Here is a 17460-nt window from a genome sequence, read left to right as displayed (position 1 = left end):
ATTCCTCTATTAATTAATGGCTATATTTTATCAAAGTTAGGATAAAGTTAGAATTAATAATTAAAAACTTAGTAGATATTTTAAAGATAAATATTTTAATTGTATTTTATAAAATAGCTGCGTAATCTCCAAAAAGTCCTGTACCTTGAGATATCCCAGAAGCTAATCTAAGTCCCATATCTTTCCACTTAGCTGAAAGACTATAATCAGCTACATGTGTGGATTTATCTCTATTATAATCTGAAAACTCAGTAACATTATCTAAAAGCAAAGACTCCATTGCTGTGTCTTTTAAATCTTGAGCTTCTTGTAACTCTCCATCTATTTTTTCATTTTTTTGAAGTAGGTTATATCCATCTTCTATACTCTTAGAATTAAGAAACTTCATAGCATTAAAAGCTTTTTGTATGTTAGCTTTATTATTTAATTCTTCCATCTCTTTATCTAAAGCTGTAGAAGCACCTAAAGAAGACATCTTCTCTTGGGCTTTTCTAGTAACTTTCTCTAACACTTCAAACTCATTTATAGGCATACATCTCCTTTAAAATTAATTTAAAAATATATTAAAACATTATAGAGATATTATTAAAAATAATCAAGTAGTTTTTAATACAATTAAAAGTATAATTACGAAAACATAAAGGATAAACATGTCTAAATACCAATTAAAACTTATGGAAATATTCTTACAAAACCCTATAAAGGAACATTTTATATATTGTTGTAAAACCACTTTAATATTCTTTGGAGCATTGTTTATATATTTTGTTTTATCTTTTTTACTTGGTAAAAAGTTATGTACAACTGATGATAAAAGAGAGCTATTGTTAAATCATTCTTTATTTTTACTTCTATCTCCTATATCAAACATTATTTTATATTACAGTATTAAAAGGTTTAAATTTGATATTACAAAATCTTTTAAATATGTAAGAATAGTACAAGCCTTAGCTTATATCTCAATGATTGTCTTATCTTATCTATATTTAGAACATCTTTGGAAATACTTTTTAGTATGGGGATTTGAAGGTATATTTTAATTATACCTTCCTAGTATTATCATATTTACTATCATTAAACACTGGAGAACTCATCTCTACATCTGAAGCTAAGAATAGAGATTGAGATAAATATTCTTGATCCATTAAAGAATAGAAGTTATCAAAGTCCTCATCTCCTGCTGAACTAGTTTTACCTATTCCACCTAAAGGATTAACTCTAGAATCAACTTCTTTCTCCCAGTTCTCCTCCATCTCTTTTAACTCATTTTGCATACCTTTTATCTTAGCTTCTAAGCTACTGCCATACATATTCAGAGCTAAATTTACAGCTAAAGATATATATGTCATTGGAGATGTTAGAGCTGAAGATAGTGCTGATCCTATACTCCCACCATTACTACCAGCACTCAACCCCATAGCAGCTCCACTTGCTGCTGCAGCTCCTACCATAGTCATCCACTCAATATCTAGTAATACACCTGCTCATTTTTATTAATCTTCACTTTTACTTTCTCTTGTGAGTTTAGTGGAGATTTATTAGTTTGAGGTAGTACATTATTAATCAAATCAGTTATCAAATATAATCCTTAAATTTACTTTAATCTAAAATTAAAACGGATTATATCATAAAAATTAAATAAAAGTGTAATAACTTAGTTTCTCATTAATTTAAACTAGCTGAATATTAAATAAAAATGTAGTATAAATTTAGTATAATTTTATAAAAATATATGAAAAAATTTAAGTATTATTTTTGTCAAAATTAGTTACAATTCTTGTACCAGACCACTCACAGCTCTATAATAATATCTGCAAAGGGAGTGGTACTCTTATAGATTATTCAAAGTCTTAGTATTACATCATAGTTAAAATATAAATACCACAGCTACTAGGCTGGGTACCCTAAAGCATAAGCTTTGAGCTTGTTCTCTTTGCAGAGCAAAATATGATTTGATTTTTTAATTATAACATTATTTTTTATTTTTTAAACCATTACAATATTCTATAAAATATATAAATGAGGATTGCTCTAGTCGTATTTTAGATTTATCAAATATAGTTTTATTTTCTCTCTTATAACAACATAAATTTTCCTTTTTATATCTTTTAAAAATATTATCAAAATTACCACCATTTCTTACGATATGGTTATAGATATCTTTTTTAGATTTTAACTCATCCTTGTTTTTTAACTTTAATCTTTTTAGTATATTATTTTCATAAGGATTAAAATGAGGTGATAAAAATCCTTCAAAATTAGGATATGTTATAAAGGCAAAACTATATTTAAACTCATTTAGTACTTTTAACATAATTTCAAAATTACTAAGCTCATTTTCATCATTAGCTAATCTATCTATATCAGTTACGATAAATATAGTAGAGTCAGATAAGCCTTTAAAAGATCTTATCTTTTTAGTAATAGAGTGATAACTACCACCCTTTACATTGTGAAAATTAAACCTAAGAGTTTCATCAAAACTATGTTTTGTGAATTCTTTTAAATAATTTTCTTCAGTGGCTCCTTCTACTATAACTTCTATTTTTATCCTAGGTTTTATTTTACTCATAATCACCTCTAAGAAAATTTAAATAAGCTTTTCTTTTATCTTTTCTTAATTCAAAAGAATCTAAAGAGTTTATCTTAGTAGCATAATCTTCTTTAGTTACTATATATATTTGATCTGGAGACAATAACTCTGTATCAAAGAGTAAAGGATTATGAGTACTTATTAAGAATTGACCCTTTTTATTATCTTCTGAGTTTATTGTACTATTTAAAAATCTAATTAATGATATAGTACCTATAGAGCTATCTAACTCATCTATAAGGGTTATTCCACCATTTTCCATAGTAAATATTATAATTGGGACTAACCAAATTATTTTTTTAATCCCACTACTTTCTAGCTCTATACCAAAATCTATATCTCCTCGTTTTAAGATCATCTTATAAGAGTTATCTTTTAAATCTAAGAAGTAAAAATCAGTTATGCTATTATCTAATATTGTAAGAATATTTATAACAGCATCTTTCTTTCTTTCAAAAAATATTTTAATCTCTTCATCTCTTATCTTATAACCACGCATTCCATGCTCTATCTTATAAAACATACAATCATATTCTATAAATTCAGAAATTTCTAAAATTATATTATCTTTTAACTTTTGAAGAATAGTAGTTTTAGATTTAACAGAAAGTAAAGATTTAAAATCTTTATAGCGATTAGAAACTAAAGTATCATCTTTAAATTCATAAAATTGTTCGTTATTTTTAGATAGATATTCATATAGTATCTTCTCTTGATTTATTTCTAATTTATAAGTATATAGGTCATTACCACAGATTACCTCTAAGTGGTATTTTAACTCATTTGTAGAAGCATTTATAAAAGTTTTTTGTTGTTCTAAGTCTATACCTTTATTTATAATATTAAATAGATTATCTATAGATTCTAAAACATTAGTTTTACCTACTGCATTCTGCCCAAATAAAAATACTGATTTAGGTAACCTATTGTTAAAATAGTTATATTCATATTTAGTCCCTTTAATTCTTTTCCCTTTAGGATTTAAATCTAATTCTATAGGCTCTTTTATAGATTTATATCCTGATACTTTAAAATATTTTATCATAGAATATCCTTTTTAATTCTACCATTATATAAAATATAAACAAAAAAAATGCTTATATTTTTTATAATTAGAATATTTATTATTGTAAATTAATCTATCTGCAATGTATTTAGAGATTTTAATTTTTGTATTAAAAGTCCAAGTCCCATTAAGGAACTCGGTTAATATCCGTAGATATTAAGATAAAGGTATTATATCAGTTTATTATAAACCTTGATTAATCATATTCTTACCTTGATTTTTTAATGTTCTTTTATCTTCTAATCCTTTTAACAGTTTAGCTAACTCTACAAACATCATAGGATTATAGTTATTTCTAAGCAGTCCAGTATCTTCTCTACCGATTACATTACCATCATCGTCTAATATATTTCTATATACCCTATCATTTACAGATAGATTAGCTATATTAGGATTTATAGATACTAAATTCTCTAGTCCCATACTATTATGTAGCATAACTGCTTTGATAATGTCTGGACCAATATTACTTCCCATATTACCTAAGACTTCATTAGCAGCAGTAATAGCAGAATTAAATGAATTTCTATTCTCAGGTCTAGAATCTAAAAGCTCCATAACAGCATTAAAACCTTTAGTACCTTTATCTTTTAACATCCCTACCAAATCCTCTGTAGGTAAAGTAGCAAGTAAAGAACTTATAAACAATCTCTCTTTACCATTACTACCCTTTAAACGATCAAATACATCTTTAGGATTTATAAGACTTTTAAAAGTTTTACTATCTTTTCCAAAGTACTCTTTATGATCATTATACGCTTTCATAATAGCATCATAATTTTTTAAAGGTATATCATTCAATTTAGAATTCATCTCTTGGTTAAAGATTGATGAGACATCTTTATATAACTCAACTGTGTCATCAATATCTTTTTGAGAAAATTTAGAATATCTTTTTTTAAGATCTTTTCTAAAATCTTCTTCAGACAATTGTTTTCTTATAGCATTCCCAAAAGCAGGAGCTAGTTTATCTAAGTCTCCTGTACCAAAAGGCATATCTTTTGTATATTTATCTGTTTGTATTAAAGCATCTAATTTCCTATCAAATGTACCACTTCTAAATATGATCGATTGTAATTCTGCCACCCTCTTTAACTGTTGTGTTCCTACCTTTTCTAACTCTTGTGAATCAACTTCATTTATCTCTCTTTGAGCTAGATCGTTACCACTAGCCCCCCCCTATATAGCTCTTTAAACATCTCATTAGGATTGCTCAATTTTTTTATTCTTTCTATCTCCTGTCCTACAATATCCCATTGAGCTATATTTATACCTTGATCTTTTATTTCACTATTATCTATACTCCACATTATCACCTCTTTTATATGTTTTTCATACTCTATCATTAATTTATCATATATGATAAACCCCATACACCCTAAAACTAAAATTAAAAATAAAAAGAACATACCTATATATTTAATTATTAGTTTATTCATAATATGTTTTTCCTTTTAAGTTATATTTTATTTAATTTTTATTTATAAAATTTATCTTCTTAGTCTTACCATCTCCACTATACCCTTTTATACTATCTCCTGTCACATTTTTATTCATATAATTTTGCATAAATAAATTATTAAGCTTTGCTGCTTCGGTTCCGTTATTAGTATAAAAATTTACTACATCAGTAAGACCTGAAGCTTCAGCATATGTACGAGCTGCTGTAAAAAAATTATGTGGATTTGATATATCTGTACCTAGGTCTGCTAAGCTTTCTAACAATCCATAATATTGATTACTCTCTTTTTGTTTTAAATCCTCATCAGCTTTAGCTTTATTATAAAGATTGTTCTTGTGACTATACTCAAGCTTTAAAAGATCTTTAGTATCCTTTGCCTTTTGCCCAGCTAATTCTCTAGCAAGGTCTCTACCAGCTTCAGCATCAGCAGCTGCATAAGCTAACTTTTGTTCATCTAAGCCTAATCCCTTTTCTTTTAACTCTAGCTCCCTTTCTGCTATAGCCTGGGCTATATAATCTTTAAAAGGATTACCTATATTTAGCTGTGGAGCTTCTAATCTCATCATTGGAGCAAAATGAGCCATACCATTAGCTGTAACCATACTTCTTACTTCCTTTCATATTTTATTTAAATTCAAATTTAATCTCCCTTAATTTAAGGAGACAACACTATGCTGCTTTACTCACATTATTTACTGGAGTTGTTGTAGTAGGTCTGTTTTGTACCTGCTTAGCTCTATTCATCTCAGTAGCTGTAGGTATTGTAGTATTAGCTTTAGCTGTTGTTGCTAAAGAGTTAGTACCATTTTTAAATGTATAATCAAACTCAGGTGTATAAGCATTACCCCCAAATAGTTTATTTACATCTCCATTATAACCAGCTAGGGACTGGCTAAAGCTTTGACCATTGTTCCAAGAATTGGATATGTTGAATATTGCTATTAATTAAGTATGTTTAAAATCAACCATAAGACTGTATATGTTATCTTAAAAAGATATAAAAATAAATAAAAATAATTTATAATTAGGTAAATGAATAAGATTATTTAAAGCCACAAGAAAATCAAAAAGAAGATGGTGGTTAGAGGCAGAATCGAACTGCCGACACGCAGATTTTCAGTCTGCTGCTCTACCGACTGAGCTATCCAACCACCTTAAAAATGAGTTGTAATTATACATATTTTAAACTTAAATATATATAAAATTTAACTCAAATTTGAGATTTTATATAATTTTTGCTATAAATTCTTTAAATTTATCTCCACGATGTGCATATGAACTAAACTGATCTAAACTAGCACACGCTGGACTAAGCAAAGCAACATCGTCTATATTCATCTCTTTATCTATCAAATTTACAGCATTATAAAGCTCTTTAGCATTAAATACTTTAGCACCAAATTTATCACTCATCTTTTCTATATCATCACAATTTGAGCCAATAGCATAGATTGTAGCGCCTTGCTTAGCAGCTGTAGCGACTACTTTTTCTATACTCACGCCCTTATCATCACCACCTAATATAATATGAATCTTAGACCCCTCATATCTGGCTAAGGCTTGAAGGCTTGCGTCTATATTTGTAGCTTTAGTATCATTGACCCATAATCTACCTTTGGCGTCCTTTAACTCTTCAAGCTTGTGAGGCTCAATGATAAATTTATTAAGCAGATCAATGCTACAACGACTAAATATTATACTCTCAATACAAAGCGCCATAATCGCATCCATCAAAAATGGAACCCTAAAATCAATCCTACCAATATCTATACTAAATTTATTAGCCAGATCAATCTCATCATCATAAGATATTATCTTAGCATATGATTTTACTGATTTTTCATACTCTTTAGGAATAATTGCTACACTGCCTTCTTTCATCATTGATAGTGGCTTTAACTTAGCATTTATATACTCTTTAGCACTTCCATGCCAGCTTATATGATCATCGCTAATAGGCAGTAACGCATATATATCAGGTGTTGCAAATTTCGTATAATGCATAGTAAAAGAGCTAGTCTCTAAAATCCAAATTTTAGCCCCTTTACCTACTAACTCACCAAGCGGAATACCCACATTGCCACCCATTATAGCACCACGATCTTTTAATAAATGCTCAGTCATTTTAGTTGTTGTGGTTTTACCATTTGTTCCACTAATCCAAATACTTTTTGGAGTATAATTTCTAAAATAATCATACTCGCTAATCAAATTTTTAGCATTTTTTATTAGTTGGTGAGATGGCGGAAATCCTGGACTTGGGATCTCTAATTCGCTAATATTTGGATCAAATTTATCCACAGGCAATAGAGCATTTCCATACTCATCACTGCTTGCTATTTTAAATTTATCATCATAAATATTCCAGCCACCACTTTTAGCTATAGATTCTGTGGTTTTAGCATATCCAAATAGAGATTTTACCATATTTTTACCTTAATTTTAAAGCTATCAAAGCAATTAAATTTGCCACCAAAGCTATCATCCAAAATCTTACAATAATCTTATTTTCACTCCAGCCTTTCATCTCAAAATGATGATGTAAAGGCGCCATTAAAAATACTCTTTTTTTTCTAATCTTAAAGCTACCAACTTGTAAAATTACAGAGAGCGTCTCAACCACAAATACAAACCCGATTATAATGAGTAGTAACTCATTTTTTGTTACAATTCCCATATATCCTATAAAAGCACCAACGCTAAGACTTCCGCTATCACCCATAAAAACTTCAGCCGGATAGCAATTAAACCACAAAAATCCAAAAAGTGCTCCAATAACAGCAGTAACTAAGATCACAACTTCGCCTAAATTTACCACCTTAGGTAGCAATAAATAAGAGCTATAAACTGCATTTCCCATCAAATAAGCAAATATCCCAAGACTAACTAATCCAAAAATCGAAGGTACACTAGCAAGTCCATCTAATCCATCTGTTAAATTTACCGCATTAGATGCCGAAGTAAATACCAAAACCCAAAATAACATTGCAAAAATAGATATATCTAAAATCGCATGCTTATAAAATGGAAAATAAAATAAAGAATCAAGTCCGCTAAAAAAATATAAAAGCACAGCAGCTATCACACCAAGCCCAATTTGAAAAGCAAATTTAACCCTAGCGTGCAAACCAGCGTGATTTTGGCGACCAACTATCTTGCTATAATCATCATAAAAACCAAGCAGACAAAATCCACTCAAAACAAAAAGCCCAATAAGCACAAAAGCATTGCTTAAATTTGCACTAAAAAGTGTAGCCACTACAGCACAAATAACAAAAACAACACCGCCCATTGTCGGAGTTTTACCTTTTTGTTGATGAGATTGTGGAGCTAGCTCATATATAGGCTGATTAGCATTTTTAACTCTTGCCCAAGCTATAAATTTAGGCATAAAAAATAGAGTCAAAACAAAAGCTAAAAAAAAGCTAATCCCAGCACGAACGCTAATATAACTAAAAAAATTAAATTCAAAAAGTTCATAAATATAATAAAACACCAAAAATCCTAAGACGATAACTAAAAAATTTAAGACAAAATTATATAAATTTTTTGATAACATTTGGATAAATCTAGTTAAAAAATTTAAAAAAATTATAATTATTTATAAATTGTTGTTAAAATTGCACTTAAAATCTAGAATATATGCTTAAAATTATATAAGGACTAAGCCAAATGAGCAAAAAATCTATATTAGTAATCACTGATGGAATCGGATATAATCCAAGCAGTGAATTTAATGCATTTAATGCTGCTAAAAAGCCAACATATGAGTGGCTTGAAGCTAATGCTGCTAAAAATTTATTAAAAACTAGCGGTCTAGCTGTGGGCTTGCCTGATGGACAGATGGGCAATAGCGAAGTTGGCCATATGACTATTGGCAGCGGAAGAATCCTATATCAAAATTTAGTTAAGATTGACAAAGCAATAGAATCAGATAAATTAAAAGATAATCCAGAATTAAAAGAGCTACTAAATAAAGTAAATAGAGTTCATGTTATTGGCCTTTATAGTGATGGTGGCGTACATTCACATATAAATCATTTTGATGCTATATGCCAAATTTGTATCGCAAATAAAAAAGATGTTTATGCTCACCCTATCACTGATGGCCGTGATGTCAATCCAAAAACTGGAATAAATTTCATAAAATCTCTTCAAAATAAATTCACAGTTGCCTCAATCAGCGGTAGATTTTACGCTATGGATAGAGATAAAAGATGGGATAGAGTAGAAACTGCTTATAAAATAATAGCTCAAAATGAAAATTTACAAACAATAACTCCAGTCCAATATATGGAAAATTCATATCAAAAAGAGATATTTGATGAGTTTATAGAACCAGCTAGTTTTATAGATTTTGGTGGAATTAAAAAAGATGATGGAATAATCTTTATCAACTTTAGAAACGATAGAGCAAGGCAAATTTGCGCTGCTTTGGCTAGTGATGATTTTGCTGAGTTTAATCGTCAAACTTACTGCAAGAATTTAATTACAATGACAAGCTATGATGATAAATTTAGCTTTCCTATAATGTTTAAAAATGATGATATTAAAGATACATTAGCTGATGTTATAGCAAAAAATGGATTAAGACAACTCCACACTGCCGAAACCGAAAAATATGCTCATGTAACATTCTTTTTTAATGGTGGTAAAGAGGATCTTGTAGAAAATGAAACAAGAGTATTAATACCAAGTCCAAAAGTTAAAACATATGATGAACAGCCAGCTATGAGTGCATATGAAGTAACTGATGCGGTGATAAAAGGCATAGAAAATGGGATTGAATTTATAGTAGTAAATTATGCAAATGGCGATATGGTTGGCCATACTGGTAATTATGAAGCAGCTATAAAAGCAGTTGAAGCAGTTGATGAGTGCTTAGGCAAGATAATTGCAAAAGCCAAAGAGTATGGCTACTCATATATGCAAATTAGCGATCATGGAAACTGCGAAGCAATGCAAAGTAGCGATGGCGAACTACTAACTAATCACACAACATTTGATGTATTTAGCTACTTAATTGCTGATGGCATAGATACTATAGAATATGGCGGGCTAAGCAATGTAGCTCCAACAATACTAAAATTAATGGATTTAAAAATTCCAGAAGTTATGGATAAACCACTATTTTAAAGGATAATAAATGAAATTTAGCGGAAAAAATGTTTTAGTTACTGGCGGAAGCCGTGGAATCGGTGCTGAAATTTGTAAAGTTTTGGCTAGTTTTGGACTTAAAGTTTGGATAAATTATAGATCAAATCCTAAGCTTGCAGATGATTTAAAAGCTCAAATAGAAGCAGACGGCGGAAGTGCCGCTGTTGTTAAATTTGATGCGACAAATGAAGAGGATTTTATAGCAGCTATAAATCTAATTATTCAAAGCGATGGAGAGTTAAGCTATCTAGTAAATAATGCAGGAATTACAAATGATAAACTAGCTTTAAGAATGAGCGTAGATGATTTTAATAGCGTTATTGATGCAAATTTAAAAAGTGCATTTATAGGCTGCAAAGAAGCGCTTAAAGTAATGAGTAAAAAACGCTTTGGTTCAGTTGTCAATGTAGCTTCAATAGTTGGCGAAATGGGAAATGCAGGCCAAACAAACTACTCAGCAAGCAAAGGCGGAATGATAGCAATGAGTAAAAGCTTTGCCAAAGAAGGAGCTAGTAGAAATGTACGCTTTAATAGTGCAACTCCAGGTTTTATAGCCACTGATATGACTGATGCTTTAAGCGATGAAATTAAGGCAAACTACTCAGCAAATATTCCATTAAAAAGATTTGGTGAGGCTAAAGAAGTAGCTACTGCAATAGCATTTTTATTAAGCGATTACTCAAGTTACATCACTGGAGATACACTTAAAATCAATGGCGGCTTATATATGTAGCAAACTTTAAGGCAAATTATAGTAAGATTACACTCATTTTTATTTTAGGAGAAAATTATGGCAATATTTGACGAAGTTAGAGATGTTGTAGTAGAACAACTAAGCGTTGCAGCTGATGCAGTAAAAATGGAGTCAAAAATCATCGAAGATCTAGGTGCTGATTCACTAGATGTTGTTGAGCTTGTTATGGCTTTAGAAGAGAAATTTGATGTTGAAATTCCAGATAGCGAAGCTGAAAAATTAATTAGCATTGCTGATGTTGTAAATTATGTTGAAGGTTTAAAAAAATAATTGATCATAATAAATGATTGAAATTTAAATTTTAGGAGAAGTAGCATTGAAAAGAGTGGTAGTAACTGGTTTAGGCATGATAAATGCACTAGGTCTTGATAAAGATATATCTTTTAAAAATATTTGCGATGGCAAAACAGGAGTAAAAAAGATAACCCTATTTGATGCTACTGATTTTCCCGTACAAATAGCAGCTCAAATAGATGATTTTGATCCAGCTACTGTAATGGAAGCAAAAGAGATAAAAAAGGCAGATAGATTTATACATTTAGGCTTAAAAGCTGCCAATGATGCAATAAAAGATGCAAATTTTACTGAATTTGATCCAAATGAATTTGGCGTTAGCTCAGCAGCTGGTATTGGTGGCTTACCTAATATAGAGAAAAACTCCAATATATGCTTAGAAAAAGGCCCTAAAAAAATATCTCCATTTTTTATCCCTTCTGCACTTGTAAATATGCTAGGTGGATTAGTAAGCATAGCTCACAATCTAAAAGGTCCAAACTTATCAAGCGTAACAGCATGTGCTGCATCTACTCACGCTATATGCGAAGCAGCTAAGAGCATAATGATAGGCGAGACAAAGGCTATGCTAGTAATTGGTGCTGAATCTGCAATCTGCCCTGTAGGAATCGGCGGATTTGCTGCGATGAAAGCACTATCTACAAGAAACGATGATCCAGCGGCTGCATCAAGACCATTTGATGCAAACAGAGATGGCTTTGTAATGGGAGAAGGTGCTGGTGCATTAGTACTAGAAGAGTATGAAAGCGCAATAGCTAGAGGTGCAAAAATCTATGCTGAAGTAGCAGGATTTGGAGAGAGCGGTGATGCTCATCATATCACAAGCCCAAGTCAAGATGGCCCACAAAGAGCTATGAGTAAAGCTTTAGCGATGGCCAGTAATATCAAAATTGACTACATCAACGCTCATGGAACATCAACATCAGCAAACGATGCTAATGAAACTGCAGCTATAAAAGCAGTATTTAAAGATAATATTCCAGCAATTAGCTCTACAAAAGGTCAAACGGGTCATTGTCTTGGTGCAGCTGGTGCGATTGAGGCAGTTATAGCTATTATGGCAATGGATCAAGGCATTATCCCACCAACAATTAATCAAACAGACAGAGCACCTGAATGCGATCTAGACTACACTCCAAATAGTGCTAGAAATTGCGAACTAAATGCTGTAATGAGCAACTCATTTGGCTTTGGCGGTACAAATGGTTCAGTAATATTTAAAAGGCTAAAATAATGGCTAGCTATCTTGATTTTGAAAAAGGCATTCAACAAATTGATGAAGATATAGCCAATGCTAAGATTAAAGGCGATGAACATGCTATTGAGATCCTAAGCAGAAATTTAGAAAAAGAGATAGCAAAAACATATAAAAATTTAAATGAATTTCAACGCCTAAATCTAGCTAGACACCCAGATCGTCCTTATGCACTTGATTACATAAGAGCGTTACTAACTGATAGCTATGAAATTCATGGCGATAGAGCCTATGCAGATGATCCATCTATTGTTTGTTATAGTGGATACATAGGCAATAAAAAGGTTATAGTAATCGCAGAACAAAAAGGTCGTGGAACCAAATATAAAATTATGAGAAACTTTGGTATGCCTCATCCTGAAGGGTATAGAAAAGCTCTTCGTGTAGCTAGACTAGCTGAAAAATTTGAAATTCCAGTTATATTTTTCATCGATACTCCAGGAGCATATCCAGGTGTAGGCGCTGAAGAGCGCGGCCAAAGCGAAGCAATTGCTAGAAACCTATTTGAACTTAGTGAGCTTAAGACTCGCACTATTGCTATAGTAATTGGCGAAGGTGGAAGTGGCGGTGCTTTAGCTATTGGCGTAGCTGATAGACTAGCGATGATGAGAAACTCTGTATTTTCTGTTATCTCTCCAGAAGGGTGTGCGGCAATTTTATGGAATGATCCTAGCAAAAGCGAAGCTGCTACAAAAGCTATGAAAATCACAGCTGATGATTTAAAAGAGCTAAATTTAATCGATGATGTTATTGATGAGCCAGTTATGGGAGCGCATAGAGATAGAGATGGCGCTATAGCTGCTGTTGGTGAATATATTAGAACTCAGCTAGAAGAGCTTGAGAGGTTATCAATTGATGAAGTAGTAAGTGCTAGAATGGAAAAAATACTCTCCATTGGAGCTTATGAATAATTGACTATTTAGCCAGGTTTTAGTATAACTTGGCTGAATTTTAATCTATTTTACTCATTTAATTCTATAAATTAGCTTATCAATAGGCCTAAAATATCCTTAATCCTTTTAATCCAAATTTAACTTAATTAGATAATTGCTCTATCTTGCCCATATCAATTATATCTTGAACACCATCTAAAAGCTCTATTAATGGCACATTTAAAATTATAGATATTTGAAATAAATGAGTAATATTAAAATGTGCCCCATTTAGGCAAATTTCAGCAAAACTAACCAGACTAACAGATTTATATCCTATCTCTAAAGATAAAGCTAATTGTGAAATTTTGCGCTCTTTTCTTGCTTTTGCTATATTTTTACCTATTCTCTTATAAGCTTCTAAAATTTGTTCCTCACTAAGCATAAAACACCTTATCATAATAAGTTGTTTTTAATAATACTTAAATGTATAATTCTCATTCAACTTATTATAATAAGGTAAATTAGTAAAAAGGATTACTATGGCAAACATAGCTAAATTTGGTTTTAAAACTTTGGTTGCTACTGCACTTTTAAGCTCGGTAGCTCAAGCTAATTTTTTAGATAATACTTATATAGGTGTTGAAGGAGCGATTTTATCAACTAATATTGATGCATCAGATGGCTGGAGAACTGATGATCCATCAGATGTAATTGGAGAATTAAGTCTTAAATTTGGTAAAGATTTTGACATCTATAGAGTTTGGACTGGATACAGCTATAAAATGGAGTCTAGCGATAAATCTGGCGTAAATGATTCAAACTATAGCAACAATGAAATAAAATTCCAATCACATAACATCATCTTAGGAGCAGGATACACTCCATCGATTAATGATAGTTTTAAAGCTTTAATTGGAGCTTACGCTGGTGTAGCTATAACAAAAGGAGAAAGTATTGATACAGCCAATAATGGCTCAACAGAAAAAGTAGGTGATACTAAAACAGGTGGTATTTTTGGATTGAAGCTTGGTGGTATTTATGCGATCAATGATAGCAATGAGATTGAATTTGGTTTAAAAAGCGACTACACATCTACAGGTTTGGAAGGCTATAAAAATAGAATGGATTATGGCGCTTATTTAGGCTATAACTATAAATTTTAATTAAATAACCAAAGAGAAAATCTCTTTGGTTATAATTATTTTTTAGAGTTTTGTACTCTTAAATTTCTAGCTAAATCACAAGAGTTATTATCACCATTATTACAAGCAATTTGATAGATTGTTACAGCAGTGTCAATATCTTTTGGCATACCATCGCCATGAGCAAACATATCAGCAAGCTGCTTACAAGCTGGAATATATTGAAAACCACTACATATCATATCATAAGCGATTGCTGCGCTTCTAAAATCTCCACTTTTATAAATATCATCAGCTAATCTTTTGCATTTAAAGGCATCTTTTAGCTTTGAGCATTCACTATAAAAATTATCAATCTTAGCTTTAACCTCTTGTTCGCTAGTGTTGATTGGCTCAGGTTTAACAGTAATTGGCCCAGGGAATTTTTGCACACAACCAGCCAGAATAAACCCAGCTAAAACTGCTACTATAACCTGTCTCAATCCTCTCTCCTTAATATATAATAGGTCTGTTTACCAGCTAATTTTTCTATTACGATTTTATACTTATTAGCCCATGATTGCACAATCTCATTAAATTCATCAATAATTTCTGGAATAGTGCTTTCACATTTGATTTTAAATTTATCTTCACTATTAGATAGAGCGACAAACCCATCGCTATGTTTTATTTTTTCATGTAAATTTATAATATGCTCAATCTCTTTTTCATCAAAATCAGATGCTGATAAAACTCTTTTTACCTGCTCTAAAAGCGCATCATTTACATTATATCCAAGTCCAGTTAGCACTAGTTCTAAACTCATTATCTCCCTTTAATTACTTGATTTTTGACTAATTAATACAGCTTCTATTATCTTTTTGATATCGCCATCTAAAACTGCATCAGCTTGCGAGTAGGCGATATTGCTTCTATTGTCTTTTACCTGTTTGTATGGAAATAAAACATATGAGCGAATTTGATGACCCCAGCTCATTTCGCTTTTTTCTACTGATTGGCTAGCTGCTCTTTGCTTTTCTAACTCTAGCTCATATAGCCTTGATTTTAGCATTTTTAGAGCTGTAGCTTTGTTTTTATGCTGACTTCTATCATTTTGACATTGAACTACAATTCCAGTTGGATGGTGGGTTATGCGTACGGCTGATTCAGTTTTATTAACATGTTGGCCACCTGCTCCACTGGCTCTATAATAATCATATCTTATATCTTTTTCATCGATATCAATCTCGATATCATCATCAATCTCAGGACTTACCATTACACTTGAAAAGCTCGTATGACGCCTACCAGCACTATCAAATGGGCTGGTTCTTACTAGGCGATGAATTCCATTTTCAGCCTTTAAATAGCCATAAGCATTTTCACCTTTTACAATAAAGCTAACATCTTTTAATCCAGCCTCATCGCCCTCTTGAAAGTCTAAAGTCTCAACCTTAAAGCCTTCTCTTTCGCAAAATCTTAAATACATCCTATATAGCATACTAGCCCAGTCATTACTCTCAGTTCCGCCAGCTCCTGGATGAATACTTACAATAGCATTTTTGCTATCATCTTCGCTGCTTAGCATCATGGCAACTTCTAAATTTGTAATAGTCTCTTCTAACTTAACAGAGTCCTCAAATAGTGAATTTATAGTATCTAAATCATTTTCTGAATTTGCTAAATCAAATAATTCTATAGCATCATTTAATGAGTTTTTAGCATTTTGAAATTTAGCTAGCATAGAGTTTAATTTGGTCTTTTCTTTGCCTATTTGCCCAGCCATTTGTACATCACTCCAAAAGCTAGGATCTTGTTCTAAAGCTTCAATCTCTTTAAGTCTTGATTGTATTAAAGAGGGATTTACAACCTTAGCAATATTATCTACCTTGATCTTTAAACCCTTTAAAAGTTCGTTATACTCATAGTTATCCAAAGTTTTACCTTTTAAATTTTTGGCGAAATTTTATCTAAAATATGGTTAAAATTTAATTATTTAAAGGAAAAATTTTTAGAAATTTATGCTAAAATTATAGATTAAAAATTTCAAAAGAGAGTCTTATGCAGATATTAAAAACAGTACAAGAAGTGCGTCAATTCCGTGCTACTTGCAGTGGAAATGTAGGCTTTGTGCCAACAATGGGTGCTTTGCACGCCGGCCATGCTCAGCTATTAAAAAGCTCTGTATCACAAAATGATCATACTATAGTAAGCATTTTTGTCAATCCAACACAATTTTTAGCCGGTGAGGATTTAGATAGATATCCTAGAACACCTGAGGCTGATATTAAAATATGTGAATTATGTGGAGTAGATGCGATATTTATGCCTGATGCTAATGAAATTTATAGCCAAATAGAGCCAAAAATCTTAGCACCAAAAGAGCTATCTAGCACACTCGAAGGCGCTACAAGGCCTGGACATTTTGATGGTGTTTGTACAGTATTGACTAAATTTTTTAATATCATAAATCCTACAAACGCATACTTTGGCAAAAAGGACGCTCAACAGCTTTTAATAGTACAGCATATGGTAAAATCGCTATTTATGCCAATTAATATAGTTCCTGTTGATATAGTTCGCTCTAGCGATGGCTTAGCACTTTCGAGTCGCAACTCATATTTAAATGATGATGAATTAGCTCAGGCATTAAAACTCTCAAGATCTTTAATGAAAGCTAGCAATTTAATTAAAGCCAATAAATTAAACTCTCTTGAGATAAAAGATGCAATGAATAGCTGTCTAGAGCCTTTAAAAGTTGATTATATAGCAATTGTAGATAAGAGTTTAAAACCAATTGATAGCATTGAGCTTGGTAATACCATTATTTTAATTGCCGTATATGTAGGCAATACGCGCTTAATTGATAATTTGTGGGTGTAA

At 31.2% G+C, this 17460-nt stretch carries 21 protein-coding genes and 1 tRNA gene; 8 read left to right on the top strand and 14 right to left on the bottom strand.

Annotation, left to right across the window (positions count from 1 at the left end):
* Positions 1-106: 106 nt before the first annotated feature.
* Entirely contained in the window at positions 107-532 is a 426-nt protein-coding gene (locus tag CVIC12175_RS02035) for a hypothetical protein (protein WP_086255859.1), read from the bottom strand.
* 118 nt (positions 533-650) lie between these two features.
* Between CVIC12175_RS02035 and CVIC12175_RS02030 the strand changes: the two genes are divergently transcribed.
* Positions 651-1040 (top strand): hypothetical protein, encoded by a 390-nt coding sequence (locus CVIC12175_RS02030; protein WP_086302506.1) that lies wholly within the window; start codon positions 651-653, stop codon positions 1038-1040.
* Here CVIC12175_RS02030 and CVIC12175_RS02025 read toward each other — a convergent pair whose 3' ends face one another.
* From CVIC12175_RS02025 to mraY, 9 genes are all read right to left on the bottom strand, one after another.
* Positions 1041-1451, bottom strand: a complete 411-nt coding sequence (locus CVIC12175_RS02025; protein ID WP_086302508.1) for a hypothetical protein — start codon at positions 1449-1451, stop codon at positions 1041-1043. It lies immediately after the preceding gene.
* Between the two features lie 521 nt (positions 1452-1972).
* Entirely contained in the window at positions 1973-2572 is a 600-nt protein-coding gene (locus tag CVIC12175_RS02020) for an RloB domain-containing protein (protein ID WP_086302510.1), read from the bottom strand.
* Positions 2565-3638, bottom strand: coding sequence for an AAA family ATPase (locus tag CVIC12175_RS02015; RefSeq protein ID WP_086302512.1), 1074 nt, complete (start codon positions 3636-3638; stop codon positions 2565-2567). Before CVIC12175_RS02015 ends, CVIC12175_RS02020 begins: the two co-directional genes overlap by 8 nt.
* Before the next feature lie 204 nt (positions 3639-3842).
* Complete coding sequence (locus tag CVIC12175_RS02010) at positions 3843-4589, bottom strand: hypothetical protein (RefSeq protein WP_152023629.1); 747 nt, start codon at positions 4587-4589, stop codon at positions 3843-3845.
* Between the two features lie 224 nt (positions 4590-4813).
* Positions 4814-5098, bottom strand: a complete 285-nt coding sequence (locus CVIC12175_RS02005; protein ID WP_086315818.1) for a hypothetical protein — start codon at positions 5096-5098, stop codon at positions 4814-4816.
* Between the two features lie 31 nt (positions 5099-5129).
* The gene (locus CVIC12175_RS02000) at positions 5130-5723 is read right to left on the bottom strand and encodes a hypothetical protein (RefSeq protein WP_086302516.1); all 594 of its coding nucleotides are present in this window, start codon (positions 5721-5723) and stop codon (positions 5130-5132) included.
* Positions 5724-6196: 473 nt separating this feature from the next.
* Positions 6197-6272 (bottom strand) — tRNA-Phe (locus CVIC12175_RS01995).
* A gap of 73 nt (positions 6273-6345) precedes the next feature.
* On the bottom strand, positions 6346-7548 hold the full coding sequence (gene murD, locus CVIC12175_RS01990) for a UDP-N-acetylmuramoyl-L-alanine--D-glutamate ligase (protein WP_086302518.1): 1203 nt from the start codon (positions 7546-7548) through the stop codon (positions 6346-6348).
* A gap of 4 nt (positions 7549-7552) precedes the next feature.
* Positions 7553-8617 (bottom strand): phospho-N-acetylmuramoyl-pentapeptide-transferase, encoded by a 1065-nt coding sequence (mraY, locus tag CVIC12175_RS01985; protein ID WP_086302520.1) that lies wholly within the window; start codon positions 8615-8617, stop codon positions 7553-7555.
* Between the two features lie 176 nt (positions 8618-8793).
* Between mraY and gpmI the strand changes: the two genes are divergently transcribed.
* Genes gpmI through accA form a run of 5 tightly spaced genes read left to right on the top strand, consistent with a single transcriptional unit; the run spans position 8794 to position 13492 of the window.
* Positions 8794-10257, top strand: a complete 1464-nt coding sequence (gpmI, locus tag CVIC12175_RS01980) for a 2,3-bisphosphoglycerate-independent phosphoglycerate mutase (protein WP_086302522.1) — start codon at positions 8794-8796, stop codon at positions 10255-10257.
* Between the two features lie 10 nt (positions 10258-10267).
* Positions 10268-11011, top strand: a complete 744-nt coding sequence (fabG, locus tag CVIC12175_RS01975; RefSeq protein WP_086302524.1) for a 3-oxoacyl-ACP reductase FabG — start codon at positions 10268-10270, stop codon at positions 11009-11011.
* A 57-nt stretch (positions 11012-11068) separates the two neighbouring features.
* Positions 11069-11302: an acyl carrier protein gene (gene acpP / locus CVIC12175_RS01970; RefSeq protein WP_086225098.1), complete on the top strand. Its 234-nt coding sequence runs from the start codon at positions 11069-11071 to the stop codon at positions 11300-11302.
* A 46-nt stretch (positions 11303-11348) separates the two neighbouring features.
* Positions 11349-12560 (top strand): beta-ketoacyl-ACP synthase II, encoded by a 1212-nt coding sequence (locus CVIC12175_RS01965; protein ID WP_086257376.1) that lies wholly within the window; start codon positions 11349-11351, stop codon positions 12558-12560.
* Entirely contained in the window at positions 12560-13492 is a 933-nt protein-coding gene (gene accA / locus CVIC12175_RS01960) for an acetyl-CoA carboxylase carboxyl transferase subunit alpha (RefSeq protein WP_086254176.1), read from the top strand. Before CVIC12175_RS01965 ends, accA begins: the two co-directional genes overlap by 1 nt.
* Positions 13493-13616: 124 nt before the next feature.
* Here the strand turns inward: accA and CVIC12175_RS01955 are convergent, their stop codons facing one another.
* Entirely contained in the window at positions 13617-13898 is a 282-nt protein-coding gene (locus tag CVIC12175_RS01955; protein ID WP_086302526.1) for a helix-turn-helix domain-containing protein, read from the bottom strand.
* 97 nt (positions 13899-13995) lie between these two features.
* On the opposite strand from CVIC12175_RS01955, the gene CVIC12175_RS01950 reads away from it, so the two are divergent.
* On the top strand, positions 13996-14619 hold the full coding sequence (locus CVIC12175_RS01950) for a hypothetical protein (RefSeq protein ID WP_086255845.1): 624 nt from the start codon (positions 13996-13998) through the stop codon (positions 14617-14619).
* A gap of 35 nt (positions 14620-14654) precedes the next feature.
* Here CVIC12175_RS01950 and CVIC12175_RS01945 read toward each other — a convergent pair whose 3' ends face one another.
* Genes CVIC12175_RS01945 through prfB form a run of 3 tightly spaced genes read right to left on the bottom strand, consistent with a single transcriptional unit; the run spans position 14655 to position 16513 of the window.
* Positions 14655-15080: an SEL1-like repeat protein gene (locus tag CVIC12175_RS01945; protein WP_086257374.1), complete on the bottom strand. Its 426-nt coding sequence runs from the start codon at positions 15078-15080 to the stop codon at positions 14655-14657.
* A complete protein-coding gene (locus CVIC12175_RS01940; RefSeq protein ID WP_086257373.1) occupies positions 15077-15403 on the bottom strand; it encodes a type II secretion system protein in 327 nt (108 codons plus the stop codon). The genes CVIC12175_RS01945 and CVIC12175_RS01940 overlap by 4 nt, the downstream gene beginning before the upstream one ends.
* Positions 15404-15412: 9 nt before the next feature.
* Entirely contained in the window at positions 15413-16513 is a 1101-nt protein-coding gene (gene prfB / locus CVIC12175_RS01935) for a peptide chain release factor 2 (protein WP_086257372.1), read from the bottom strand.
* Between the two features lie 125 nt (positions 16514-16638).
* Here prfB and panC point away from each other — a divergent pair, with 125 nt between their 5' ends.
* Positions 16639-17460 (top strand): pantoate--beta-alanine ligase, encoded by an 822-nt coding sequence (gene panC, locus CVIC12175_RS01930; protein ID WP_086257371.1) that lies wholly within the window; start codon positions 16639-16641, stop codon positions 17458-17460.

Origin of the sequence: Campylobacter vicugnae (genome assembly GCF_002139875.1) — a bacterium.
In the GTDB taxonomy this organism is placed as follows: domain Bacteria; phylum Campylobacterota; class Campylobacteria; order Campylobacterales; family Campylobacteraceae; genus Campylobacter; species Campylobacter vicugnae.
This window is presented reverse-complemented; position numbering and strand designations above follow the sequence as displayed.